Source organism: Sphingomonas sp. CBMAI 2297, from assembly GCF_029870595.1.
Lineage (GTDB): Bacteria > Pseudomonadota > Alphaproteobacteria > Sphingomonadales > Sphingomonadaceae > Sphingomonas.
Window position 1 is genome coordinate 26,082 of record NZ_JAPDIR010000004.1, and the last position, 26,039, is coordinate 52,120.

A 26,039-nucleotide genomic window follows, 5' to 3' on the forward strand; every position below is an offset into this window, starting at 1 on the left:
CCGCGCCCGGACCGGGAGCCACGCCCTTGAAACCATCCCGTAATCTGAAACCATCCGGTCATCTGAGACCATTTCCGTCCTCCCCGTACAGGCGGGGATCCGGGATAATATGGGGCAATCGACGCAATCGCGCGCGGGGATGACGGAGGAAGGGGAAGAGGGAGGAAAGGGACTTGTCCGGGCGAGCAAGCGCCAAACAAACCCGGGGAATCAAGTCAATCGCGTAGGCAGCAGCCACCAGCCCCGGCCGGACAGCGCCGCCGCCGCCGCGTCGCGGCTCGCCTCGCTTTCGAACAGCGCGAAACAGGTCGCGCCCGAGCCGGACATCCGCACCAGCCCCGCCCCCGGTTGCGCGGCGAGCATGTCCAGCACCGCGTCGATCACCGGCGCGATGGCGCGGGCCGGCGGCTCGAGGTCGTTGCGGCCCGCGCGCGGATCCGCCGGAAGCGGCCCATGGTCCAGGCCGTCCCAGCGGCGGAACACCTCGGCGGTGGAGACGGCGACGCCCGGATTGACCAGCAGCACCGGCATGCCCGGCAGGCCGGCGACCGGTTCCAGCCGCTCGCCCCTGCCCCGCCCGATCGCGGTGCGGCTGAGCAGGCAGGCGGGAACGTCCGAGCCGAGCGCGGCGGCGATGGGGAACATCGCCTCCACCGATACGCCGTGCAGCCGCCCGAGCGCCCGCAGCGTCGCCGCCGCATCGGCCGAGCCGCCGCCGATGCCCGAGGCGACGGGCAGGCGCTTGTCGAGGGTGATCGCGTGCGCGCCATGGCCGAATTCGCGGGCGAATTCCGCGGCCGCGCGCGTGACGAGATTGTCGCCCTCCCCGTCCAGCGCCGCGGCGAAGGGGCCGGTGAGCGTGAAGCTGTCCGCCCCCGCACGCGCGACGCCGACGATGTCGCCATGCTCGACAAAGGCGAACAGCGTCTCCAGCTCGTGATAGCCATCGGGCCGCCGCGCGCGGACGTGCAGCGCCAGGTTCAGCTTGGCCCGCGCCGTCTCGACGATCATTGCGCCAGGCCGTCGGCGAGCTTGGCCTTGAGCCGGGCGAGGTCGTCCGGGTCGGCGGTGACTTCGGCGGCGCGCCAGGCATAGCGGGCCTCCACCCGGCGGCCGAGCCGCCAATAGGCGTCGCCCAGATGCTCGTTGGCGCGGGCGCCGCCCGGATCGGCGCGGACGGCCGCCTCGAGCAGCGGCACCGCCTTGGCCAGCTGGCCATCGGCATAATAGGCGCGGCCGAGCGCGTCGGTGATCTCGGGGTCGTCGGGCTTCAGCTTGCTGGCGCGCTCGAGCAGGGCCTGGGCCGCGGGCAGGTCGGCGCCGCGCTCGACCTGGGCATTGGCGAGCCAGGTCAGCGCCTGGGGCTCGTCGGGCGCGAGCTGGACGGCGCGCTGGAGCTCGGGCAGCGCCGCGTCCCAGCGGCCGGCACGGTCGAGCGCGGCGCCGCGCAGGTAATGGAGCTCCCAGCCGCCATCGCCGCCCGCCCTGGCGAGCGCCCGGGCGAAGACGTCGGCCGCCTCGCCATAGCGCTCGATCTGGACCAGCAGCTCGCCATAGTCGCGGATCTCCTGCGCGGTCGCGCCTTCCGGCGCGGCCAGCGCCCGGGCGTCCGCGAGCGCTTCGGGCAGGCGGCCGGCGCGGCGGAGCGCGGCGACCCGGCCGGCGGCGGCGCCGCGCGCGAACGGGCCGTCGGGGCGGATCGCGGCCAGCGTCGTCAGCGCCAGGTCGGTCGCGTCGCTGCGCGACAGGGCATCGGCGAGCCGCAGCCGCGCCCGCTCCTCCTGCGGATCGAGCAGCAGCGCCGCGCGGGCGAGCACGATCGAGAGCGGGGCGATGTCCTCGCTGCCCAGGTCGCCGGCAAGGCTGAGGAAGACGTGCGCAGCGCCGAAGGCGGCATCGGGCCGGCCGGCCTTCGCTTCGCGCTGGCGCCACGCCCGGGACGCGCCGGCAAGGTCGCCCAGGACGAAATCCGCCTTGTCGCCCCTGCCGGCGCGGAGCAGCGCGATGCCGGCATCGATGCGCCGGTCGGACGCATCCTCGGCCCCGCGCGCGGCGGCGAGCGCGAACAGGCCCTGATCGGCCTTGCCCGACGCGATCAGCAGCAGCGCGCGATTGCGATCGGCGAAGCGGGAGGCAAGCGCATTGCCGCGCGCGGTGTCGAGCAGCGGCAGCGGATCCTGCCCGCGATCGAGCGCGAGCCAGGCGCCGAGCACGGGCACCATGAAGTCGAGCTGCGCGCGCGACAGCCGCTCCAGCGCCTTTTCGGCGCCGAGCCGGTCCTTGCCGTGCAGCGCGACGGCGAAGGCGAGCAGGTCGGCGTCCGGCGGCGCGGTGCCCGCCTTGGCCAGCACGGCGGCGGCGCGGGTGGCCAGGGCGAAGTCGCCGGCCGCCAGCCCCTGGCGATAGGCGCGCATCGCCAGCACCGGATCGCCGGGCACCGCGGCAAGCGCGCGGGCATAGCCGGCGGCGGCGAGCACGGGCTCCCCCGCCGCGTCGGCGGCGCGCGCTCGGGCATAGTCGCGCAGCTCGTCCTGCGGCACGGCCCGCTGCGCCGCCGCCGGCAGCGCCGCCAGCAGCGCGAGCGCCAGGCTACATGTTCGGATAATTGGGGCCGCCCCCGCCTTCGGGGACCACCCAGTTGATGTTCTGGGTGGGATCCTTGATGTCGCACGTCTTGCAGTGGACGCAATTCTGCGCGTTGATCTGGAAGCGCAGATCGTCGCCCTCGCCGACAACTTCGTACACACCCGCCGGACAGTAGCGCTGCGCCGGCTCGGCGTACACCGGAAGATTGTAGCCGATCGGGATTTCCGGATCCTTCAGCGTCAGATGGACCGGCTGGTCCTCCTCATGATTGGTGTTCGAGAGGAACACCGAGGTGAGACGATCGAAGGTGAGCACATTGTCGGGCTTGGGATAGTCGATCTTCGGCGCCACCGAAGCGTGCCACATCCCCTCATTGTCGGGCTTGTGCTTCATGGTGAAGGGCCAGCGCAGGCCGAGCAGCTCCATCCACATCGCCGCGCCGGCGAGGAGCGTGCCCCAGGTGTCGCCGAACTTCTTGACCAAGGGCGCCACGTTGCGGACGCCGCGCAGCTCCTTGTAGACCCAGCTCCGCGCATAGGCCTCGGGATAGGCGGCCAGCTCGTCCGCCTCGCGGCCGGCGCCGACCGCGGCAAAGGCCGCCTCCGCCGCCATCATGCCGCTCTTCATCGAGGTGTGCGTGCCCTTGATGCGCGGCACGTTGAGGAACCCCGCCGCGTCGCCGATCAGCGCGGCGCCGGGCGCGACCAGCTTCGGCACCGACTGGAAGCCGCCGTCCGAGATGGCGCGGGCGCCATAGGAGACGCGCTTGCCGCCCTTCAGGATCGCCGCGATCTCCGGATGGGTCTTCCAGCGCTGCATCTCCTGGAACGGAGACAGATACGGGTTCTTGTAGTTGAGCCAGGTGACGAAGCCGAGCGCGACCTGCCCGTCCGCCTGGTGATAGAGGAAGCCGCCGCCATTGGCGCCGTCGGTGAGCGGCCAGCCCTGGGTGTGGATCACCCGGCCCGGCACGTGATTGGCGGGATCGATGTCCCACAGCTCCTTGATGCCGATGCCGTAGATCTGCGGCTGGCTGTCCGCGTCGAGCGCGAAGTTGCGGATCAGCTGCTTGGTCAGGTGCCCGCGGCATCCCTCGGCGAAGAAGGTGTATTTGGCGTGCAGCTCGAGGCCCGGCTGATAGTCCGGCTTGTGCTCGCCATCGCGCGCCACGCCCATGTCGCCGGTGGCGACGCCCTTCACGCTGCCATTGTCGTGATAGAGGATCTCGGCCGCGGCGAAGCCCGGGAAGATCTCGACGCCCATTTCCTGCGCCTTGTCGGCCAGCCAGCGGCAGAGATTGCCGAGCGAGCCGGTATAGGTGCCCTTGTTGTGCAGGAACGGCGGGGTGATGAACTCGGGAAAGCCCGACTTGCCCTTCTCGCTGAGCACCCAATGGTGATTCTCGGTCACCGGCGTCCGCGCCAGCGGGCAGCCATCGTCGCGCCAGGTCGGCAGCAGCTCGTCGAGCGCCCTGGGATCGATCACCGCGCCGGAAAGGATATGGGCGCCCACCTCCGAGCCCTTTTCGAGGATGCAGACCGAAAGCTCGCTGCCCGCTTCCCCGGCCAGCTGCTTCAGCCGGATCGCCGCCGAAAGGCCCGCGGGGCCCGCGCCGACGATCACGACGTCATAGGGCATCGACTCCCGTTCGCTCATCATCCCATCCTTCTTAATCTTGGCCTGGCGCCCGCCGCTTCGCTTGTCGTCGCATGCTGGCAACGTCCTGTCCCTTGGTCGATGAAGGCAGATTGACCCGCCCGTCAAGGCATGACTCTTAGGCAGCGTGGGAGGCGAGTACACAGCGGATTGGGGGCGTACCCTGGCGAGCGCGCTCGAATGGTGGCGCGACGCGGGGGTCGAAACCCTTCAGGAGGACGAGGCTCGCGACTGGCTCGCGCGGCCCGCGCCGGTGCAGCCGGCACAGGCTGCCGTAACGTCGCCCCAGCCCGAAAGCCTGCCCGATACGCTCGCCGCCTTCACGGCCTGGCGCACCGGCGAGACGGTTCCCGAGGCCGCCTGGCTGACTCCGCGGATCGGCCCCGGCGGCCCCGCCGATGCGGCGCTCGTGGTGCTCACCGACATGCCCGAAAGCGACGATCAGGACGCGCTCCTGGCCGATGGCGCGGCCGGCAAGCTGTTCTCGCGCATGCTCACCGCCGCCGGAGTCGCGCGCGATTCGGTCTATTTCCTCTCGCTCGCCGTCGCCCGCCCGCTGGCCGGCCGGATCCCGCCGGACCAGGAAGGCCGGCTGATCGAGATCGCCAGGCACCATTTGAAGCTGCTCCAGCCCGCCCGGCTGCTGATCCTGGGCCAGGCGGCGAGCCGTGTCGTGGCCGAGGCGGACGACGCCGCGCCGGCCAATGGTTTAGTCGATGTTAACCATTTCGGCGGAAAAACACAGGCAGTGGCGAGCCTGCACCCGCGCTTCCTGCTGGAGCGCCCCGCCGCCAAAAGCGAAGCCTGGAAGCACCTGCTGCTGTTGACCCGGGGGAGCCTGTGACCATGCGTATCCTGATTGCCGCCGCCCTGCTCGCGACACCGGCGTTCGCCCATGCCGCCGATCTTCCGGCCGGCGCGGACGGTTCCGCCACCGCCGCCGAGGACGGCGTCGCCGCCCCGGCCCCGCGCGAGGGCGACGGCATTCCCGATCAGCTCGATTCGGACCAGAAGGCCGGATATCGCAAGGTGTTCGCCGCCATCCGTGCCCAGCGCTGGCAGGACGCGCAGCTCCAGCTCGATTCGATGAAGCCGGGCCCGCTCCACGCGATCGCGCGCGCCGAGCTCTACACCGCGAAAAACTCGCCCAAGGTCGAGCTGGCCCCGCTGCTCCAGCTGATCGGCGACGCGCCCGAGCTGCCCCAGGCCGACCAGCTCAGCCGCATGGCCAGGACGCGCGGCGCGATGACCACCCCCGCCATCCCGGCGGCGGCGCGGCTGATCTGGTATGACGGCGCGCCGGTCCGCCAGCGCGCCCGCTCGATCAAGAGCGATACCGCCGCCACCGAGATCGCGCTCGCCATCCAGCCCTATGTGAAGGCCGATCAGGGCGCCGAGGCCGAAGGCGTGGTCGCGAAGTTCGAAGCCGACCTGACGCCCGAGGCCCGGACCGAGTGGCAGCAGAAGGTCGCCTGGATCTATTATGTCGCCGGCGACGACGACAATGCCCGCCGCGTCGCCGCCAAGGCGCAGGACGGCACGGGCGACTGGGCGCCCCAGGCCGATTGGGTCGCCGGGCTCGCCGCCTGGCGCGAACAGGATTGCGCGGGCGCCACCGCCGCCTTCGAACGCGTCGCCACGCGCGCCGCCGATACCGAGCTGCGCTCCGCCGGCCTTTACTGGGGCTCGCGCGCCGAAATGGCGTGCGGCCGCCCCGAGAAGGTCGCGGTGAAGCTGCGGGCGGCCACCCAATATGGCGAGACCTTTTACGGCCTGCTCGCCAAATCGGCGCTCGGCATCGAGGACAAGCCGGGCAAGGGAGAGAGGTTCGTCGCCGAGGACTGGCGCGCGCTGGAGCGCCGCCCGAACGTCCGCGTCGCCGCCGCGCTGGTCGAGATCGACGAGGACGGCCTGGCCGACGAGGTGCTGCGCTACCAGGCCAAGATCGGCAGCCCTTCCGAGCATATCGCCCTCACCCGCCTGGCCGGCCGGCTGAGCCTGCCCGCCACCCAGCTCTGGCTCACCCATAATTGCCCGCAGGGCACCCAGCCGCTCACCGCGGCGCGCTATCCGGCGCCGAACTGGACGCCCGCGGGCGGCTGGCGCGTCGACAAGGCGCTGGTGTTCGCCCACACGCTGCAGGAATCGCGCTTCAACTCGGAGATCCGCAGCGCGGCCGGGGCGATGGGGCTGATGCAGGTGAAGACGGGCGCGGCGATCGACATCGGCCGGCGCAACGGCGTGAACTATGCCGCGAGCGACCTGACCAAGCCGTCGGTCAACATGGAGATCGGCCAGTCCTATCTCGAGCAGCTGCGCGACCAGCCCTTCACCGGCGGGCTGCTGCCCAAGGTGATCGCTTCCTACAATGCCGGCCCCACCCCGGTCGCCAACTGGAACGCGATGATCAAGGACGGTGGCGACCCGCTGCTCTATATCGAGAGCATCCCCTATTGGGAGACGCGCGGCTATGTGATGACGGTGCTGCGCAACTATTGGATGTACGAGAATCAGGAAGGCCGGAAATCGAGCAGCCGCGAGGCGCTGGCCCAGGGCATGTGGCCGAAATTCCCCGGCATGCAGGGCCCGGCGGCCGTGAAGCTCGGCGTGCGCAAGCTCGCCTTCCATCAGGACGGCAATGCCAATCGATGAGACCATCGCGTTCCGCCCGGTGCGGATCGCGGTGCTGACGGTCTCCGACACGCGGACCCTGGCGGACGATCGCTCGGGCGACCGGCTGGTCGAGCGGCTGACGTCCGCCGGGCATGTGCTGGCGGACCGGGCGATCGTGCGCGACGATGCGGACGGGATCGTCGCCCGGCTCCATGGCTGGATCGACGATCCGCGGGTCGAGGTGGTACTCACCACCGGCGGCACCGGCGTGACCGGCCGCGACGTGACGCCCGAGGCGCTGGCGCGCGTCCGGGACAAGGAGATACCGGGTTTCGGCGAGCTGTTCCGCTGGCTCAGCTACCAGTCGATCGGCACGTCCACGATCCAGTCGCGCGCCACCGCTTGCGTGGCGCGCGGCACGTATATCTTCGCCCTGCCCGGCTCGACCGGCGCCGTCACCGACGCCTGGGACGGCATCCTGGCGACCCAGCTCGACATCCGCCACAAGCCCTGCAACTTCGTCGAGCTGCTGCCGCGGCTGGGGGAGCGGTGAATCTGCTCCCCTCCCTTGCAGGGAGGGGGAAAAAATGGGGCCTATTTCTTCCCGCCGGCCGCCTTCTCCTCCTCGTCGAGGAAGGTGAACAGGTCGCCGGTCATCGACGACCACCAGTCGATCGTGTCGGCGAAATTCGCATAGCTCACCTTGCCGACGGTGGTGACGTCCATCCAGGTGGAGAGGTCGCCGTCCTTGTCGATCACGATGCGCAGGAAACGCTTCTTGGCGTTCCAGCGATTGGCCAGTCCGGCATCGTACCAGGGCTTCTTCTTGTACCAGGAGAAGAACTGCATCGAAGTGCAGCCCTTGGCCGTGCCGCAATCATAGAATTCGATCGTGAAGGGCGATCCGTTAGCGGCGCTGCCGATATAGGGATCGCCGCTGTCCTCATGCTTCTTCAGCTCGGCCTTATAGCCTTCGCCCTGGAGCAGCTTCACCACTTCCTCGGGATGCGCGATGTCGACCATCCGCGCCGGATCGCCCTTCTGCGCCGCCGCGGGCATCGCCCACAGGCCGGCCGCCAGCGCGACCGCGATCAAAGCCTTGCCCATCACTCCCCCTTTCATTGCCTCGGTTTCCGGCTGGGGAAGTCCGCCGCGACGGCCGCCGGCGCCGGGCCCATCGGAATTTCCCCAGGACCCGCACCCTATCACGCCGTCGCGGCGCGGCAATCATTCCGGCTCGTTGACGAACACGCCCAGCTCGTTCCCCGCCGGATCGCGGAAATGGAAGCGGCGGCCGCCGGGAAAGGCGAAGATCGGCACGGTGATCGCGCCGCCCGCGCCCCGCACGCGCTCGAACGCCGCCTCGAGGTCGTCCACCTCGACGATCGGCAGCAGCAGCGGAATCGCCTGCTCGTCGGAGCCGTTGATGCCCAGATCGGTGTCGCCCGTGGTGGTCGCCGCGTAATGCGGGGCGAAATCGGTGAACTGCCAGGCAAACGCCCGGGCATAGAAGTCGCGGGTGCCGGCCACATCCTTGGCGGGCAGTTCGAGATAGCTGATCCGTGCCATAAATCCTCCAATGTTCTTGCTATGTTCTAGTTGTGCGCCTAGGTTTTGGCAATGGCGAAGAATCGTCCGGTGCGCGGCGCCACCCTCAACCGGGAGAGCGGCCGCTTCAACCTCCCCGCGCGCGAGGCGGACGGCGACTGGCTCGACGCGCGGGCGGCGCTGGACGACGCCCCGCCGCCGCTGCGCACCACCGTGACGGTGGAGCGGGCGCGGACGATCATCACGCGCAACCAGTCGCCCGACATCGCCTTTGATCGCTCGATCAATCCCTATCGCGGCTGCGAGCATGGCTGCATCTATTGCTTCGCCCGGCCGACCCATGCCTATCTCGACCTGTCGCCGGGGCTCGATTTCGAGAGCAGGCTGTTCGCCAAGCCCGATGCGCCCGCGCTGCTGCGCGCGGAGCTGGGCAAGCGCGGCTATGTGTGCCGGCCGATCGCCTTCGGGACGAACACCGATCCCTATCAGCCGATCGAGGCCGAATGGCGGATCACCCGCGGCTGCATCGAAGTGCTTGCCGAGCATGATCATCCGCTGACGATCACCACCAAGTCCAACCGGGTGACGCGCGACCTGGACCTGCTCGCGCCGATGGCGGCGAAGGGGCTGGCGGCGGTGATGCTCTCCATCACTTCGCTCGACCCCAGGATCGCGATGACGGTGGAGCCCCGCGCCCCGCATCCCGAGAAGCGGCTGGCGGCGATGCGGCAGCTGGCCGATGCGGGGGTGCCGGTGTTCGTCTCGCTGGCGCCGGTGATCCCCCAGGTGACCGATCACGAGATCGAGCACATCCTCGAGCGCGCCGCCGAAGCCGGGGCGCGGACCGCCTTCTTCCTGCCGGTGCGCCTGCCGCACGAAGTCTCGCCGCTGTTCCGCGCCTGGCTCGAGACGCATTTTCCCGATCGCGCCGGCAAGGTGATGGCGACGATCCAGTCGATCCGCGGCGGCCGGGACAATGACCCCGACTGGCACACGCGCTTCCGCGGCCAGGGCCCCTGGGCCGAGCTGCTGCGCACCCGGTTCCGGATGGCGGCGAAACGCCATGGGCTGGACCGGGAAGTGCTGCGGCTGCGGACCGACCTGTTCCGCCCACCGGCGGGGGCGCAGGGAGAATTGTTCTGAAACTCCCTCTCCCCGGCCCTATCCCCTGAAGGAGAGAGGGAGAACTACCGGCACATCGTCTCCAGCGGCAGCAGCGCGGGCGCCTGCGGCGCCTTGAGGCCCCTGGCCGCCATCGCGCCGTCGAGGCCCTGGGGCTGCGGGGGCAGCGCGGGGTCGATCTCGGGCGCGTAATAGGGATCCCGGCCCGCCGCCTCGACCGAGACGAACCGATAGCCCTTCTCGCGATAGAGCGCGACGAGCCGCGGCATCATCCGCGCGTCGAAAGCGCCCAGGTGCAGCAGCAGCACATAGGGAATGTCGCGGCCGTAAAGCGCATGGCTCATCGCCCGGGCGCGATCGGCCTGGACCGAGGCGGCGCCGAGCCAGGCATGCTCCATCTTCAGGATCGCATCCTCATCGCCCCTGGCCAGGCAACGGGCATAGGCGCCGTTATAGGCCCAGTCGGAGAAATCCATCGTCACCGTGGCGACCTTGTAGCCGCGCCCGGCCAGCAGCTTGCGGATGCGGGCGCGCCGCCCGGGATCGGCCGCGCCCTCGGAAAGAAAGGGATAGCGGAACCAGCGCCAGTCGGCCGTGCCCATGCGGGCCTTGAGGATGGGCTCGTTCCTCTCGAGCTCGTCCAGGAACTGCGCGTCGCTCAGCTGGTCGAGATTGGCATGGCTCCAGCCATGGTTGCCCAGCGTCAGCCCCGCCGCCCGCCATTTGTCGAGCACCGGCGCCGAGGCGGGCTCACGCTCGAGCTGCACGCCGTTGACGAAGCCCATCGCCGGCGCGCCGCCCGCCTTCAGCGCGGCGATGACCTGCTCGGCGATGCCGACCCGGCTCTGCCCCTCGGGCAGGGGCGCATGGGCAGTGAGATCGTCGAAGGTGAAGGCGATCATCGGCGCGGGAGCGACCGGCGCGGCGGCCACCCCGCCCGCATCCCGCACCCGGTCCGAGAGGAGCGACAGCGGCACCGCATCGGCCATCGCCCGATAGCCGTCGAGCGAGGGATGGAGGCCGTCATTGTCATATTCCTTGCGCAGCCGGGTCGGTGCCGCGGGATCGCGCAGCGCGGCGTCGAAGTCGATCACGCCGTCGAAATTGCCGGGCGCGCGAATCCAGGCGTTCACCGCGGCGCGATCGGCCTCGTTCTGCGCATCGGGGTGATAATAGGCCGAGCCGCCATAGGGCAGGATCGTCGCGCCGATCACCTTGATCCCGCGTGCGCGGGCCCGGGCGACCATCTGGCGATAGGCGCCGATCATCCCCTCCACGAGGGCGGCATGCGCCTCGGGCGTCGCCGGCGCATCGCGGGTGAGCGTGCCGAGATCGTTGACTCCCTCCAGGATCACGAGATGAGTGACGCCCGGATAGCTCAGCACCTCGCGGTCGAACCGGGCCAGCGCATTGGGGCCCAGCCCGTCGTTGAGCAGCCGGTTACCGCCGATGCCGGCATTGAGCACCGCCATATCGGCCAGCACCGGCGTGGCGCGCAGGCGCAGCTGGAGCGCGTCGGTCCAGCGCTGATTGCCATTGGCCGGCACGCCATAGCCGTCGGTGATCGAATCGCCCAGGATCACCACCGCCGATGCCTTGGCCGACACGGTCTCGATCGCGCCGATCTGCACCCAGCGATCGGCCTTGCCGGCGCCCGGCAGGTCGGGATCGCCCACATGGTCGCCATGGAGATGATAGCTGGTCGCGCGCGAGCCGGGATGGCCGGTCTGCTGCGCCGGCGCCTCGGGCAGATAGAGCGTGATCGCGAGGTCCGCCCCCGCCCGCACCGGCAGGGTGACCGGATCGGACCAATAGTCCGCGCCCGCCGGGATGGTGACGCCCTTCGCCCCGCCGAAGCGCAGCGCCACCAGGCTTGCGGCATCGATCCGCGGCGAGGCCGGGTCGAGCGCCCGCGCGATCGTCGCCGCGCCGAGCCGCAGCGGCTGGGTGCCATAGGCATTGGTGAAGCGCACGCGCAGCCGGATGCCGGCGATCTGGACGCGCACCACCTGGCGCAGCGTCGCGTCCTTCAGATCCTCCGCCGGCAGCGCGTTGCTGCCCGGGATCATCTGCGCGGTGGCCCAGGCCGTCACCCAGCGCTCGCCCGGCGGCGCCGCGGCACCAAGCAGCAGGACCAGCGCCGCCAGGCGCGCGATCAGTCCCATATCCCTCTCCCTATTTGCGTCTGCGCGCGATGATAGCGCTACCATAACCAGGTCACACCGGTGCGCAATGGCCAAGTGAAGAGTGTCGACAGGGAAAATGGTGGCCACCGCACGGAGGCAGGTGGCCCCAGAGTCGGGACCGGGCAGCGGAAAGAGGGAATCCAAACGCCGCCCGGCCACCTTCACACACCATAGCCGCCCTCAAGACAGACACAATATGGAAACATACTATAGTCGAACGGAAACATGTGGCCGATTGCAGGTGCCCGGCACCGAGCCTAGGCCAGGAACGGATCATAAGGACTCTTCATGCGCGCGCTTGCCTTCGCTTTCGCCCTCACGCTTCCCGCCGTCGCACATGCCCAGGACGCCCAGCCCACCGGCAAGCTGCCGGATACGGTGACTCCCCTCGCCTATCGGCTCGACCTGACGATCGTTCCCGAAAAGCCGCGCTTCAGCGGCCACACCGAGATCGACGTGCAGCTCAACCGGGCGGCGCAGACGGTGTGGATGCACGGCCGCAACCTCAACGTCACCAGGGCGGTGGCGGTGGTCGCGGGCAAGGAGATTCGGCTCGGCTTCACCCAGAAGAGCCCCCATGGCCTGGCCCAGATCGACTTCGGCAGGACGGTGCAGCCCGGCAAGCTGACCCTGAAGTTCGACTATGACGCGGCGTTCGGCACCGGCGCCTCGGGCCCCTATCGCATCAACGTGGCGGGCAGCTGGTACAGCTGGACCCAGTTCGAATCGATCGACGCGCGCGCGGCCTTTCCCGGCTTCGACGAGCCGGGCTTCAAGACTCCCTTCACCGTGTCGCTCACCACCAAGCCGGGCTTCGTCGCGCTGAGCAACGCGCCCGAGACGGGCAAGCCGGCCAAGGTCGGCGCGCTGGTCAGGCACCGCTTCATCGCCACCAAGCCGCTGCCGACCTATCTGGTCGCCTTCGTCGTCGGCCCCTTCTCGACCGTTAGCGCCAAGGTGCCGTCCACGCCCGAGCGCAGGACGCCGCTGCCGCTGCGCATCGTCGGCACCCAGCCCTACAAGGACCGGATGCAGTTCGCGCTCGACAATTCGGGCCCGATCGTCGCGCTGCTCGAGAAATATTTCGGCCAGGCATTTCCCTTTCCCAAGCTCGACCAGATCGGCTCGCCGGTGATGCCCGGCGCGATGGAGAATGCCGGTGCCGACATCTATGGCGACTCCATCCTGTTCGTCGACGAGGACGATGCCACGTCGAGCAAGCAGACCTTCGGCATGGTCGTGGCGCACGAGCTTTCGCACCAATGGTTCGGCGATCTCGTCACGCCCGCCTGGTGGGACGATATCTGGCTGAACGAGAGCTTCGCCAACTGGATGGGCTATCGCATCGGCAACGAATGGCGGCCCGATCTCGACATCGGCGTCGACGCCATTTCCGAGGGGTTCGAGGCGATGGACCTCGACGCGCTGGTCGCCGGCCGGCCGATCCACCAGAAGATCACCAACGATGCGGACATCGACGCCGCGTTCGACCAGATCACCTATGGCAAGGGCGGCCAGGTCGTCGGCATGATCGCCGCCTATATGGGCGACGAGAAGTTCCGCGACGGCGTGCGCCTGCACATGTCGCGCCACAAATATGGCAATGCGAGCACCGAGCAGTTCTTCGCTTCGCTGGCCGACGCCGCCCATGATCCGCGCGTGCTCGAATCGCTGCGCGGCTTCGTCGACCAGCAGGGCGTGCCGGTCGTGACCTTCCACCGCGCCAATGGCGTGCTCACCGCCAGCCAGCAGCGCTTCGCCTATTTCGGCACCAATGCGCCCGCGGAGCAGTGGATCATCCCGCTCTGCATCCGCCAGGGCGATACCAAGAGCTGCACGCTGCTCGACAAGCCGAGAGCGCCGATCGTCGCCGGCGGCACGGGTGCGATCGTCCCCAATGCCGGCGGCTGGGGCTATTACCGCTTCGACCTCGATCCCGCCGACTGGGATTCGCTGATCACCGCCGCCCCCACCCTGCCGACCGGCGAGGCGCTGGCGGTGGACGACAGCCTGTGGGCGAGCTTCTATGCCGGCAAGGCGGACACCGCCCGGCTCGTCGCGCTCGCCCGCGCGATGGCCCGGCATCCCAAGACCAAGATGCAGCTCGACAACGGCACCCGGCTCGCCGGGCTGCGCGACCGCGGGCTGATCGGCGCGGCGGCGCTGCCCGCCTATCGCAAGCTGTTCGTCGACCTTTATGGGCCGATGCTGGCCAAGATCGGCTTCGACCCCAAGGCCGGCGCGCATGCGAACGACAATGCCGATACCACGGAACTGCGCGAGCAGCTGGTCGGCTTCGTGGCGGACAACGGCCATGACGCCGCGCTGCGCGCCAGGCTGATCGCCGCCGCCGATGCCCGGCTCGCCGGCGACGCGCATGCGCTCGACGATGATTTCACGCCGCTGGCCCTGGCCGTCGCGGTCGGCGATCGCGGCGTGCCCTTCGCCAGGACGCTGGCCGAGGCGGCGCTGGCAGGCAAGGCGCCCGACCTGCGCCAGGCCGCGTTCCGCGCCATCGCCTCTTCCGGCAATGCCGATGTCGCGAAATGGTATTTCACCGAGTTCGACGATCCCCGCTACACGCCGCGCGAGCGGCTGTTCGCCGCGTCGCTCTTCCTGAACGACGCCGATACCCGCGACGCGGCGCTCGCCTATATGCTCGCCCATTTCGACGAATTCTCGAAGCTCACCGGCGGCGGCGGCATCTTCTCGGGCCGCTCGGCGGAGATGTTCAAGTCGCAATGCTCGCTCGCCGCCGCCGACACGGTCGACGCCAAGCTGCGGGCCGAGGGCGGCAGCACGCTGGCGCTCGACCGGGCAGTGGAGGGCATCCGCAACTGCGCCCGCTTCAAGGACGCCAAGGCAGGCGAGGTCACCGCGGCGTTCGCGGGGATGTGATGCCCAATTCCTCCCCGAGCAAGCTGGGGGAAGAACTACAGGCCCGAGGTTGAGAACCCGGACGAGTATCTGATTTTCTACGTCATCCCGGCGCAGGCGGGGATGACGCTGGAGAATATGAGTCCCCAGCCTAGGTTGAGAACCCAAACAAGTATGTGATCTTTCACCGTCATCCCGGCCTTGAGCCGGGATCCCGCTTCTTCCTGTGCTGGCGAGATAGCGGGACCCCGGCTCAAGGCCGGGGTGACGAAGGAAGAATAGGAGTCCTCAACCTAAGCCGCCGCCAGCTTGAAATCCTTGTACTGCTCGCGGATCGCGGTCTTGAGCAGCTTGCCCGTGGCGGTGTGCGGCAGGCTCTCGACGAAGAGCACTTCGTCGGGCAGCCACCATTTGGCGACGTGCTGCGCGAGATGCGCCTGCACTTCCTCCGCCGTCACGTCGCTGCCCGGCTTGCGGACCACCAGCAGGATCGGCCGCTCGTCCCATTTGGGGTGGTGCACGCCGATCGCCGCGGCCTCGGCCACGCCCGCGCAGCCGATCGCGGCATTTTCCAGATCGACCGAGCTGATCCACTCGCCGCCCGACTTGATCACGTCCTTGGCGCGATCGGTGATCTGCATCGTGCCGTCGGGATAGAGGACCGACACGTCGCCCGTATCGAACCAGTTGTCGGCATCGACCGCCGGCGCGTCCGCCTTGAAATAGCGCTCGACGATCCAGGGCCCGCGCACCTGGAGCCGGCCCGAGCTCTTGCCGTCGCGCGGCTGCACCCGCCCCTCGTCGTCGACCACGCGCAGCTCGACGCCATAGGGCACCTTGCCCTGCTTGCAGACCTGGTCGACCTGCTGCTCGAAGCTCAGCTCGTCCCAGTTCCACGATGGAGCGCCCATCGTGCCGATCGGGCTCGTCTCGGTCATGCCCCAGGCATGGTTGACGCGGATGCCCATCTTCATCAGCCGCTCGATCATCGCGCGCGGGGCGGCCGAACCGCCGATGGTGACGATCTTGAGGAATTCCGGCTCCTCGCCGGTGGCGTCCATATGCTGGAACATCGCGAACCAGACGGTAGGCACCCCGGCGGTGTGCGTCACCTTCTCGCGGTTCATCAGCTCGCACAGGACGAGCGGATCGTTCACCGCCGAGAAGACGAACTTGATCCCCGCCGCGGCGCCGGCCCAGGGCAGGCCCCAGCCCACCGCATGGAACATCGGCACGATCGGCATCGCCACCGCGCGGGCGGAGAGATCGAACACATCGGGCTGCATCTCGGCGATCGCATGGATCACGCTCGATCGGTGGGTGTAGATCACGCCCTTGGGATTGCCCGTGGTGCCGCTGGTGTAACAGATCATGCAGGGCTCGCGCTCGCTGCCGGTAACCCAGCTGTAATTGCCGTCCTCGGCGGCCAGCAGCGCCTCGAACCCGTCCGGCCCGTCGCTGTCGAAGCAGTAATAATGCTCGATCGACTTCCAGTGCGGCTTCAGTCGCTCGACCAGCGGCGCGAAGGCGCGATCGTAGAACAGTATCTTGTCCTCGGCATGGTTGGCGATGAAGATCAGCTGGTCGTCGAACAGGCGCGGGTTGATCGTGTGGACCACCCCGCCCATGCCGGCGGCGCCGTACCAGGTGACGAGGTGGCGGCCATGGTTCATCGCCAGGGTGGCGACGCGGTCGCCCTTCTGGAGACCCAGCCGCTCCAGCGCCTGGGCCAGCTTGCGGGCATCGCGGGCGATGCCGGCCCAGGTGGTGCGCGTCTCGCTGCCGTCCGCCCAGCGGGTGACGATCTCGCGCCCCCAATGCTCGCGCGCGGCGTGATCGAGCAGACTGGTGACGCGCAGCTCGAAATCCTGCATTCCTCCAAGCATCCCGGCTCTCCATACCGATTTTTCGAGAGCGTAACCCGCGATGCGCGCGAGTGTCGAGAGCGGGGAATGTAAGGAAGGATTTCGGCGGCGGGCCGCCCACGCGGCCTGCTTCCCGAAAGGAGAGAATGTCGACGGTGCGGGCGCTATCTCGACTGCTCGTCATCTTCGATTTTCACGCGGAGGCGCGGAGATTTTGTTCGCGCGGAGGCGCAGAGAGCGCAGAGATGTTCAGCGCCGTGCAACGGCGCCTTCCATCGCAAGGTTTCCACCTTTCCTGCCGCTGACGCGGCGCCGGAACGCGCCGCGAGCGAAACTTCTCTGCGCTCTCTGCGCCTCCGCGTGAACAAATAATCTTTCCACGCGCGATCACCTGAGATCCCGGCCCTCACCGGGATCATGGCAGTCAGGCCTACGCCGCCTCGGCCAGCTTCGCCGCCGCGCTCTTGAGCGAGGCCCAGCGGATGCCGGGGACATTCTCGATCTTCTGGGCCAGCTCGCCGTCCAGCCGGAAGTCGCGGCCCAGCACCAGCTCGGCCTCGCCGCCGGGAATCCCGACATGCGCCAGCACCTCGCCGCGTCCGCCGCGCTGGTCGCCGATGATGCCGGCGAGGATGGGGATCGCCTGGACATCGTCGATGGTCACATCGAGCACGAGCCGCGCCGTGTTGGCCAGCCCCTCGAAGGGCTGGACGCGCTTGATCGAGACGCGCGGCGTGTCCTCGCCTGCCCGCTTGTCAAGCTCGACGGTCAGCACCGCGCAGCCGCCTTCGCGGGCGCAGCGCTCGAGATCGGGGACGGCGCTGTCCTCGAAGCAGGTGGCGATGGTCTGCGCCGATTTGTCCGAGATCGTCGCCATCATATATTTGTTGCCGCGCGCCGAGGTGCGCGGGCGGCAATCCTCGACCAGCGCCGCGATCGTCGCGCCGATCCGGGCGCCGGGGGGGATGTCGATCTCGCCCAGCGAAACGATATCGCGCGCGCCGAAACTCTTGGCGAGGTGCTGATAGCGATCGAGGGGATGCGCCTGGAAATAGAAGCCAAAGGCTTCCCTTTCATGCCCCGTCCGATCGGCCGTCGACCAATAGACATCCTCAGAGAGGCGGATCTCATCGCCGGCGGGCTTGGTGACCATGTCGAACGACGCCTGGAAGCTGTTGCGCTCTCCGTGCGAGCGCTGGCAGACCGCCATGATGCGTTCCGCCGCGCCATAGACGCCGGCACGATTGTCGTTGATGGAGTCGAAGGCTCCGGCAGCGGCAAGGGTTTCCAGCTGCCGCTTGTTGATCAGCTGGGGATTGGTGCGCAGCGCGAAGTCGTCGAGCGACTTGAACACCCCGCGCTCCTCCCGGTCGCGCACCAGCTCTTCCATCGCGCCCTCGCCGACGCCCTTGAGCGCGCCCAGCGCATAGCGGACCGCCAGCCCCTCCTCGGTCTTCTCGACGAAGAAATCGGCCTGACTGCGATTGATGTCGGGCGAGAGATAGCGGACGCCCAGCCGCTTCATGTCGTCGGCGAAGATCGCCAGCTTGTCGGTCTGGTGGATGTCGTACGCCATCGAGGCGGCGAAGAATTCGTGCGGATGGTGCGCCTTGAGCCAGGCGGTCTGATAGGCGAGCAGCGCATAGGCGGCGGCGTGCGACTTGTTGAAGCCATAGCCGGCGAACTTGTCGATCAGGTCGAACAGCTCGTTGGCCTTGGCCGGCTTGATGTTGTTGTGCTCGGCGCAGCCCTTCACGAAGGTCTCGCGCTGGGCGTCCATCTCCGCCTTGATCTTCTTGCCCATCGCGCGGCGGAGCATGTCCGCGCCGCCCAGGGAATAGCCCGCCAGGATCTGGGCGGCCTGCATCACCTGCTCCTGATAGACGAAGATCCCATAGGTCTCGTTCAGGATCGGCTCGAGCAGGTCGTGCGGATAGACGATCTCCTCGCGCCCGCCCTTGCGGTGGCCGAAGCTCGGGATGTTGTCCATCGGGCCGGGGCGATAGAGCGAGACGAGCGCGATGATGTCGCCGAAGTTCGTCGGGCGCACCGCGGTCAGCGTGCGCCGCATGCCTTCCGATTCCAGCTGGAACACGCCCACCGTGTCGCCGCGCTGGAGCAGGTCATAGACTTCGGTATCGTCCCAGGCGAGCGCGTCGAGATCGACATCGATGCCCCGGTCGGAGAGCAGCTCCACTGCCTTTTTCAGCACCGACAGCGTCTTGAGGCCGAGAAAGTCGAACTTCACCAGGCCCGCGCCCTCGACATATTTCATGTCGAACTGGGTGACCGGCATGTCCGAGCGCGGATCGCGGTAGAGCGGCACGAGCTGCGACAGCGGCCGGTCGCCGATCACCACGCCGGCGGCGTGCGTCGACGAGTGGCTCGGCAACCCCTCGAGCCGCATCGACAGGTCGACCAGATATTTGATGTCCTTGTGCGCGTTATACTCGGCAAGGAACTCCCCGACGCCGTTCAGCGTGCGCTCCAGCGTCCAGGGATCGGTCGGGTGGTTCGGGATCTGCTTGGCGAGCCGGTCGATCTGGCCATAGCTCATCTGCAGCACGCGGCCGACGTTCTTGACCACCGCGCGCGCCTTCATCGTGCCGAAGGTGATGATCTGCGCGACGTGATCGGCGCCGTATTTCTGCTGCACGTAGCGGATCACCTCGCCACGCCGGGTTTCGCAGAAATCGATGTCGAAGTCGGGCATCGAGACGCGTTCCGGGTTGAGGAAGCGCTCGAAGAGCAGGCCGAGCTTCAGCGGATCGAGATCGGTGATGGTCAGCGCCCAGGCAACCGCCGAGCCCGCGCCCGAGCCACGGCCCGGGCCCACGGGAATGTCGTGCGCCTTCGCCCATTGGATGAAGTCGGCGACGATCAGGAAATAGCCCGGGAAGCCCATCTGGATGATGACGTCGAGTTCGAACTGGAGCCGCTCGTCATAGGCTTCGCGCTCGGCCGGATCGGTGATGCCGGCCTTTTCCAGCCGCTTCTCCAGCCCCTGCCAGCTCCGCTCGCGCAGCATCGCCGCCTCGCCCTCGCGGTCACCGGCCAGGCTGGGCAGGATCGGCTTGCGCTTGGGCGCGGCATAGGCACAGCGCTGGGCGACGACGAGCGTGTTGGCGATGGCCTCGGGCAGGTCCGCGAACAGGCTCCGCATCTCGTTCGCCGGCTTCATCCACGCATCGGGCGAGGAACGCGGGCGATCGTCCGAGGCGACATAGGAGCTGTTGGCGATGCACAGCATCGCGTCATGCGCCTCGTGGAAGGTCGGCTCGGCGAAGCAGCTCGGATTGGTCGCGACCAGCGGCAGGTTCCGGTCATAGGCAAGGTCGAGCAGCCTGGCCTCGGCCCGGCCCTCCACCTCGTCGAGCCGGCGGACGATCTCGATATAGAGCCGCTCCGGAAACAGTGCCTCGAGCCGGCGGGCATAGGAATCCGCCGCCCTGTCCTGCTGCTCGGCATAGAGCCGCGCCAGCGCGCCTTCGCGCCCGGCGGTCAGGCAGAGCAGCCCTTCCGTCCGCCCCTCGAGCGCGTCGAACGGGATGTGCGCATCCTCCTCGGTCGGGCGGTCGAGATGCGCCATCGAGACGAGGTCGCACAGGTTCAGATAGCCGGCCTCGTCCTGGGCATAGAGCGCCAGCCAGTCGATCGGCGCCGCGACGCCGTCGGGCATGTCGGGCCGCTTGACCGCCAGCAGCGTGCCGATGATCGGCTGGATGCCAGACTTGATGCAAGCATCGCCGAAGCTCATCGAGGCATAGAGCCCGTTGCGATCCGCCACCGCGACCGCCGGAAAACCCAGTTCCTTCGCGCGCTTGGCGATCGCCTTCGGCTCGATCGCGCCCTCCAGCATGGTGAAGGACGAGAAGACCCGAAGCGGAACGAAGCCGGAATGCATGGCCCGAGTGTAGGGAGCCGCCCCGCGCGGCGCCACCCATGGGGAGCGTTGTCCACAATTTTCAAGCCGTTGGGCTCAGGATTCTCCCCTACGCGCGGACTCGGACGGGTGCTCTCCTGAATGGCGGCTTCGTTACCGATCGTTCACATCATGGTTAACGCCAGTAAACATTTCGCCGACGGAACGGAACGGTTCATCGGCGGATCAGAATTAGGCGTTATTATGGCAAACATAAGGCAAGCAAGGAAACCATTTGCGGTTTCAGTGACTTACCAGAACAGAATCACCCCTTTCTGACGAGTCGATGCCCATGAATGCCCTTTACCATGGTAGCGAGCTCTGCGAGGTGGACGCGGACGGGAACGTCGCGGTGCCGGCCTTTCTCGAAGCCGCGCTTTCTCCCGAGGCCGAGCCCGAGATCATCCTTGCCAGGCATGGCACCGATCGCTGCCTGATCGGCTATGGCCGCGCCCATCTCGCCACTCTTGCCGCGCGCGCCGAGCGCCGCCGCATGGCGGAGGAGGATCGCGGCGACGAGGCGCGCGGCCATTATCGCCGCATGCGCAGCACCTTCGGCCTTTCCGAGCGGATGCCGCGCGCGGGCGCCGGGCTGCGCATCCCGGCCGCGATGCGCCATCTCGGCCGTATCGAGGACCTCGCCCTCTTCGTCGGCGCCGGCGACAGTTTCGAGATCTGGAACCCGGCCCTCGCCCTGGAGAGCGAGGACGAGCATTTCCGCGCCCTGGCCGAATTTCGCCTGCGGATGCGCGGCAGCAAATCCAAGGGAGTGCAGTGAGATGCGTATCCGTTGCAGCGTAATGGGCCATGCCGCCGGCACCACCCATCATCACAATCAGGGCCTGGACTTCGCGGTCTGCCACCGTTGCGGCCGCGACCTGGTCCGCCCCGCGGGCGGCGAGTGGAGCGAAGTGCCGGACGGCTTCCAGATAGTGTGGCGCGAATTCGGCCGCGCGAGCGACGCGGCCTCGGTTGCCGAGCGGATGACCCGCATCGCGCCCCCGCCCCGCCGCCGCGCGCCCCGCAATGCCCGGCCGGCACCGCGCCGCGACCCGCGCGGCCGCCGGTTCAGCGCCGGCTTCGGCATGGTCGGCGCGCTCGCCAATCTCGGCAAGCTCGTGCGCGCCGAGGCGGAGGACGACACCAGCGGCATCGAGCCGAGCGGCCAGCATGTGATCCGCCTGCCGCATACCGGCACGACCCACTGAGTTCCGGCACCGGGCCGGCACAGCCCGATGTCCGAAGCGCCGGCGACGGGGCGTCCTCCTCCCGCTCCGTCACCGGCGATTTTCCTAGGCGATGCCGACCCGCAGCATCCCGTGCTCGGCCGCCGGCTCGGCCTTGTCCGACACGGTGCCCGCCGCGCCGAGCGCGCTCGGCAAGCCGAGCAGGCTGAGCAGATAGCCGACGATCGCGCTGCCCCCATAGCCCACCAGCGGCGTCGGATAGTTGCCCAGCGCCGCCGCCAGCACGATCGCCAGCCACAGCGCGCCGAACACCGCATAGGCGGGGTCGCGGCGCCATCCGGCGAGCGCCGGCACCAGCAGCAGCGCCGATCCGGCGACCACCATCAGCCCGGCAAGCGGATGCACGCCGAAGGCCGTGAACAGGATCTGGTCGACATAGGGCATCGCGGGCTGCACGTCCGGCTGGAGCAGCGCCGCGACGAACCCGGCCAGCGCCGCGATCAGCGCCGCCAGCACATTGCGCTCCGGGCGGAGCAGCGCCAGCGCGGCGAGCCCCGCGGCAAGCCCGCCGGCCATCGCGCGGTCCGGCTGCAGCGCCAGCGCCGCCGCCGCCGCGATCACGCCCAAGGTGGAAAGCCGATCCCGCACGCCCGCATAGCCGATGCCCAGCACCGGCATCAGGATCAGGCTCGGCTGGATGCCCAGCCCGCCGATCGACACCCAGCGAGTCGCGCCGTCATGCGTGATACCGAACAGGCTAGTTGCCAGCAGCGCCAGCCCGAGGGCGATCAACACCGGCCCCGGCACAAGCCAGCGGCTACGCGGCAGGTGCGTGACGATCCCGAGCGCGAGAAAACCGATCAGCAGCGCCGCGACATTGCGCAATGGATAGCTCAGCGGCGCACCGCCGATCGTCATATATCCGATGCCCAGTCCTGTAGCGCCGATCGCGCAGAGTCCCACCAGCCGCCTGCCCCACCACATCGCCATTTTCCCGCCTCCCGATTGCACTCGGATCATCTCGCAGATCGCACCCCATAGGCAGCCGGCGGCGAAGCGCAGCGCTTCGCCCGGCGCCTCGATCGCCGCCACTTCGCAGCGCATCCGCTCGCCCCAGTGCCGTAACCGCGCCGGCATCAGCGCCGCCGCGAGATCGACCAGCGCCGCCGCCATCAGCCGGATCACGCGGGCTTCCCCACCAGACCGGGCGCCTCGCCGCGCAGCAGCTCGGCCGCAAAGACCCGCCCCGCCGCGCTCAGCCGATAGGCGTGGCGCGCCGGCCTGCCCGGCTCGCTGGGCGGCTGCCACTGCGCTTCCAGATGTCCCTGCTCCTCGAGGCGGATCAGCAGCGGATAGAGCGTGCCCGACTGGATTCCCGCCGCCCGGCCCAACGCATAGCCATGCGACCAGTCCTCCCCGGCTTCGAGGAGGATGGCGAGCACGTTGCGCGCGGTCGGGGAAAGCGATCTGCTTCGAGCCATGTCGATTAAATCTACCTAGGTAGAGTTATAGTCAAGTGGCGCCGGGCGAAGTTATCCCCAGCTTTCCCTCGCGTGCGCGCTCGCGCGCACGCGCGCTCCTGCTCACACGCGGGCGCGGGGTTGGCAGGATGCATCGGCATCGTTAGAGCCGTAAGACACACTCAAGAACCCGAAAGCGGTGAACACTTTGACCGACGAGACCATCCTCGCCGACGACCCCTCCGACATTACGCCGATCTCGATCGTCGACGAGATGAAGACGAGCTACCTCGATTACGCGATGAGCGTGATCGTGGCGCGCGCGCTCCCGGACGTTCGCGACGGCCTGAAGCCCGTCCACCGCCGTATCCTCTATGCCGCGCAGGAAGGCGGCTATGTCGCCGGCCGCGCCTATCGCAAGTCGGCCCGCCTGGTCGGCGACGTGATGGGTAAATACCACCCGCACGGCGACAGCTCGATCTACGACGCGATGGCGCGCATGGCCCAGGACTGGGCCATGCGGGTGCCGCTGATCGACGGCCAGGGCAATTTCGGCTCGATGGATCCCGATCCGCCCGCCGCGATGCGCTACACCGAAGCGCGCCTGGCCAAGGTCGCCTCGGCGCTGCTCGACGACATCGAGAAGGACACGGTCGACTTCGTCCCGAACTATGACGGGTCGGAGAGCGAGCCGGCGGTCCTTCCGGCACGCTTCCCGAACCTGCTGGTCAACGGCGCCGGCGGCATCGCGGTCGGCATGGCGACCAACATCCCGCCGCACAATCTCGGCGAAGTGGTCGATGCCTGCCTCGAGCATATCAAGGCGATGCTGGGCCAGCGCGAGCCGCTCACGCTCGAGGAGCTGATGGAGATCGTCCCCGGTCCGGACTTCCCGACCGGCGCGCTGATCCTCGGCCGTTCGGGCTGCCGCAATGCCTATCAGACCGGGCGCGGCTCGATCATCGTCCGCTCGCGCCACGAATTCGAGCAGCGCGGCGACCGCCGCTCGATCGTGCTCACCGAGATCCCGTACCAGCAGGGCAAGAACGCGCTGGTCGAGAAGATCGCCGAGGCCGCCAAGGACAAGCGCATCGAAGGCGTGAGCGACATCCGCGACGAATCGTCGCGCGAGGGCGTCCGCATCGTCATCGACCTGAAGCGCGACGCGACTCCCGAGGTCGTGCTCAACCAAGTCTGGCGGAACACCCCCGCCCAGTCGAGCTTCCCGGCCAACATGCTCGCGATCCGCGGCGGCCGCCCGGAACTGCTCAACCTGCAGGACATCATCCAGGCCTTCGTCAAGTTCCGCGAGGAGGTCATCACCCGCCGCTCGAAGTTCGAGCTGGCCAAGGCCCGCGAGCGCGCGCACATCTTGCTCGGCCTGGTGATCGCGGTCACCAACCTGGACGAGGTGGTGCGGATCATCCGCGGCTCGTCGAGCCCGGCGGACGCCCGCGACAAGCTGCTCGCGCGCGAATGGCCGATCGCGGAGATCGCCCAGTATATCAAGCTGGTCGAAGCGGTCGAAACCGAGATCACCGGCGACAGCTATCGCCTGTCGGACGCTCAGGTCCGCGCGATCCTCGACCTGCGCCTGCACCGCCTTACCGCGCTCGGCCGCGACGAGATCGGCGACGAGCTCAAGGAACTGGCCGATTCGATCGCCGAGCTGCTCGAGATCCTCGGCAATCGCGCGAAACTGTACGAAGTGATGGTGGAGGAGCTGACCACGGTCCGCGCCCTCTATGCCACCCCGCGCCGCACCGAGATCGCCCCCGCCGCCGACGGCATCGAGGACGAGGACCTGATCGAGCGCGAGGACATGGTCGTCACCGTGACCGTGCAGGGCTATATCAAGCGCACCAGCCTCGACACCTTCCGCGCGCAGAATCGCGGCGGCAAGGGCCGCGCCGGCATGGCGACCAAGGACGAGGATGCCGTCACCGAGCTGTTCGTCACTTCGACGCACACGCCGGTGCTGTTCTTCTCGACCCTCGGCAAGGTCTATCGCATGAAGGTCTGGAAGCTGCCCGAGGGCGGCCCGGCCACGCGCGGCCGGCCGATGATCAACATCCTGCCGCTGGCGGCGGGCGAGACCATCTCCACCGTGCTGCCGCTCCCGGAGGACGAGAGCGAATGGGGCAAGCTCCACGTCATGTTCGCTACCGCCAAGGGCTCGGCGCGCCGCAACTCGATGGACGCGTTCAACAACGTGCCCTCGAACGGCAAGATCGCGATGAAGTTCGAGGGCGAGGATGCCGATGACCGGCTGATCGGCGTGGCGCTGCTCGACGAGGGCGACGACGTGCTGCTCGCCACTCGCCAGGGCAAGGCGATTCGCTTCGCCGCGGACGATGTCCGCGAGTTCCAGAGCCGCAACTCCACCGGCGTGCGCGGCATGAAGCTGGCCGGGGGCGACGAGGTGATCTCGCTGTCGATCCTCCACCGCGTCGGCACCACCAGCGAGGAGCGCGAGGCCTATCTCCGCTTCGCGCCGTGGAAGGCCGAGAAGGAAGGCGAGCCCGATCTGGCGGCGGATCGCTTCGAGGAACTCAAGAGCCGCGAGCAGTTCATCCTCACCGTCTGCGCGAACGGCTATGGCAAGCTGAGCTCGGCCTATGAGTATCGGCGCACCGGCCGCGGCGGCCAGGGCATCACCAATATCGACAATATCGGCCGCAACGGTCCGGTGGTGGCGAGCTTCCCGGCAAGCAAGGGGCACCAGCTGATGCTGGTCACCGACCAGGCCAAGATGATCCGCATGTCGCTGGGCGACCTGCGCGTGATCGGCCGCGGCTCGGCGGGCGTGCGCCTGTTCAACGTGGCGGACAACGAGCATGTCGTCTCCGCCGCGCGGATCGAGGAGAGCGAAGGCGATGCCGAGGCGGAGCTGGGTGACGGCCCCGCCACCGGCGAACCCACGCCGGACGGCACCACGAGCGAAGACCTCGCCCAGGGCCCCGAGGACGGACAGTAGGACGGCATGGCGTGACTGTTCCCCGGCGAAGGCCGGGGGC

The 26,039-nt window shown here is 68.7% G+C and carries 18 protein-coding genes and 1 pseudogene; 8 read left to right on the forward strand and 11 right to left on the reverse strand.

Features of this window, described 5'->3' with window-relative positions; all coding sequences use genetic code 11:
* Positions 1-210: 210 nt before the first annotated feature.
* Genes OMP43_RS07075 through OMP43_RS07085 form a run of 3 tightly spaced genes read right to left on the reverse strand, consistent with a single transcriptional unit; the run spans position 211 to position 4,242 of the window.
* Positions 211-1,011 (reverse strand): 4-(cytidine 5'-diphospho)-2-C-methyl-D-erythritol kinase, encoded by an 801-nt coding sequence (locus OMP43_RS07075; protein ID WP_280279025.1) that lies wholly within the window; start codon positions 1,009-1,011, stop codon positions 211-213.
* Positions 1,008-2,540 (reverse strand): tetratricopeptide repeat protein, encoded by a 1,533-nt coding sequence (locus OMP43_RS07080; RefSeq protein ID WP_280279026.1) that lies wholly within the window; start codon positions 2,538-2,540, stop codon positions 1,008-1,010. The genes OMP43_RS07075 and OMP43_RS07080 overlap by 4 nt, the downstream gene beginning before the upstream one ends.
* Before the next feature lie 49 nt (positions 2,541-2,589).
* Positions 2,590-4,242 carry an electron transfer flavoprotein-ubiquinone oxidoreductase gene (locus OMP43_RS07085; RefSeq protein WP_280279027.1) on the reverse strand — a complete coding sequence of 551 codons (1,653 nt, stop codon included), beginning with the start codon at positions 4,240-4,242 and terminating at the stop codon, positions 2,590-2,592.
* A 127-nt stretch (positions 4,243-4,369) separates the two neighbouring features.
* On the opposite strand from OMP43_RS07085, the gene OMP43_RS07090 reads away from it, so the two are divergent.
* Genes OMP43_RS07090 through moaB form a run of 3 tightly spaced genes read left to right on the forward strand, consistent with a single transcriptional unit; the run spans position 4,370 to position 7,408 of the window.
* Positions 4,370-5,086 carry a uracil-DNA glycosylase family protein gene (locus tag OMP43_RS07090; protein WP_280279028.1) on the forward strand — a complete coding sequence of 239 codons (717 nt, stop codon included), beginning with the start codon at positions 4,370-4,372 and terminating at the stop codon, positions 5,084-5,086.
* 2 nt (positions 5,087-5,088) lie between these two features.
* Positions 5,089-6,894 carry a lytic transglycosylase domain-containing protein gene (locus tag OMP43_RS07095; RefSeq protein WP_280279029.1) on the forward strand — a complete coding sequence of 602 codons (1,806 nt, stop codon included), beginning with the start codon at positions 5,089-5,091 and terminating at the stop codon, positions 6,892-6,894.
* Positions 6,881-7,408, forward strand: a complete 528-nt coding sequence (gene moaB / locus OMP43_RS07100) for a molybdenum cofactor biosynthesis protein B (RefSeq protein WP_280279030.1) — start codon at positions 6,881-6,883, stop codon at positions 7,406-7,408. Before OMP43_RS07095 ends, moaB begins: the two co-directional genes overlap by 14 nt.
* Positions 7,409-7,449: 41 nt before the next feature.
* Here the strand turns inward: moaB and OMP43_RS07105 are convergent, their stop codons facing one another.
* On the reverse strand, positions 7,450-7,962 hold the full coding sequence (locus tag OMP43_RS07105; protein WP_280279031.1) for a YbjN domain-containing protein: 513 nt from the start codon (positions 7,960-7,962) through the stop codon (positions 7,450-7,452).
* A 120-nt stretch (positions 7,963-8,082) separates the two neighbouring features.
* Positions 8,083-8,424: a VOC family protein gene (locus OMP43_RS07110; RefSeq protein WP_280279032.1), complete on the reverse strand. Its 342-nt coding sequence runs from the start codon at positions 8,422-8,424 to the stop codon at positions 8,083-8,085.
* Between the two features lie 51 nt (positions 8,425-8,475).
* On the opposite strand from OMP43_RS07110, the gene OMP43_RS07115 reads away from it, so the two are divergent.
* Complete coding sequence (locus OMP43_RS07115) at positions 8,476-9,546, forward strand: PA0069 family radical SAM protein (protein ID WP_280279033.1); 1,071 nt, start codon at positions 8,476-8,478, stop codon at positions 9,544-9,546.
* Positions 9,547-9,590: 44 nt separating this feature from the next.
* Here OMP43_RS07115 and OMP43_RS07120 read toward each other — a convergent pair whose 3' ends face one another.
* Together OMP43_RS07120 and OMP43_RS07125 are read right to left on the reverse strand one after the other, a co-directional pair.
* Positions 9,591-10,514 (reverse strand): polysaccharide deacetylase family protein, encoded by a 924-nt coding sequence (locus OMP43_RS07120; protein WP_348538596.1) that lies wholly within the window; start codon positions 10,512-10,514, stop codon positions 9,591-9,593.
* A pseudogene (locus OMP43_RS07125) lies at positions 10,488-11,690 on the reverse strand (SGNH/GDSL hydrolase family protein); the annotation flags it as partial. The pseudogene OMP43_RS07125 and the gene OMP43_RS07120, both read right to left, overlap by 27 nt.
* A gap of 309 nt (positions 11,691-11,999) precedes the next feature.
* On the opposite strand from OMP43_RS07125, the gene OMP43_RS07130 reads away from it, so the two are divergent.
* Complete coding sequence (locus OMP43_RS07130; protein ID WP_280279034.1) at positions 12,000-14,609, forward strand: M1 family metallopeptidase; 2,610 nt, start codon at positions 12,000-12,002, stop codon at positions 14,607-14,609.
* A 272-nt stretch (positions 14,610-14,881) separates the two neighbouring features.
* Here the strand turns inward: OMP43_RS07130 and OMP43_RS07135 are convergent, their stop codons facing one another.
* On the reverse strand, positions 14,882-16,474 hold the full coding sequence (locus OMP43_RS07135) for a long-chain fatty acid--CoA ligase (RefSeq protein ID WP_280279035.1): 1,593 nt from the start codon (positions 16,472-16,474) through the stop codon (positions 14,882-14,884).
* A gap of 409 nt (positions 16,475-16,883) precedes the next feature.
* Entirely contained in the window at positions 16,884-20,357 is a 3,474-nt protein-coding gene (dnaE, locus tag OMP43_RS07140; RefSeq protein ID WP_280279036.1) for a DNA polymerase III subunit alpha, read from the reverse strand.
* A 310-nt stretch (positions 20,358-20,667) separates the two neighbouring features.
* On the opposite strand from dnaE, the gene OMP43_RS07145 reads away from it, so the two are divergent.
* Both OMP43_RS07145 and OMP43_RS07150 read left to right on the forward strand, forming a co-directional pair.
* Positions 20,668-21,153 (forward strand): hypothetical protein, encoded by a 486-nt coding sequence (locus OMP43_RS07145; protein ID WP_280279037.1) that lies wholly within the window; start codon positions 20,668-20,670, stop codon positions 21,151-21,153.
* A gap of 1 nt (position 21,154) precedes the next feature.
* Positions 21,155-21,583 carry a hypothetical protein gene (locus OMP43_RS07150; RefSeq protein ID WP_280279038.1) on the forward strand — a complete coding sequence of 143 codons (429 nt, stop codon included), beginning with the start codon at positions 21,155-21,157 and terminating at the stop codon, positions 21,581-21,583.
* 84 nt (positions 21,584-21,667) lie between these two features.
* On the opposite strand, the gene OMP43_RS07155 is transcribed toward OMP43_RS07150, so the two are convergent.
* Positions 21,668-22,747 carry an FtsW/RodA/SpoVE family cell cycle protein gene (locus OMP43_RS07155; protein ID WP_280279039.1) on the reverse strand — a complete coding sequence of 360 codons (1,080 nt, stop codon included), beginning with the start codon at positions 22,745-22,747 and terminating at the stop codon, positions 21,668-21,670.
* Complete coding sequence (locus OMP43_RS07160; RefSeq protein WP_280279040.1) at positions 22,744-23,043, reverse strand: PadR family transcriptional regulator; 300 nt, start codon at positions 23,041-23,043, stop codon at positions 22,744-22,746. Before OMP43_RS07160 ends, OMP43_RS07155 begins: the two co-directional genes overlap by 4 nt.
* A 187-nt stretch (positions 23,044-23,230) precedes the next feature.
* On the opposite strand from OMP43_RS07160, the gene gyrA reads away from it, so the two are divergent.
* The gene (gene gyrA / locus OMP43_RS07165; RefSeq protein WP_280279281.1) at positions 23,231-25,999 is read left to right on the forward strand and encodes a DNA gyrase subunit A; all 2,769 of its coding nucleotides are present in this window, start codon (positions 23,231-23,233) and stop codon (positions 25,997-25,999) included.
* The last annotated feature ends 40 nt before the right edge of the window (positions 26,000-26,039 follow it).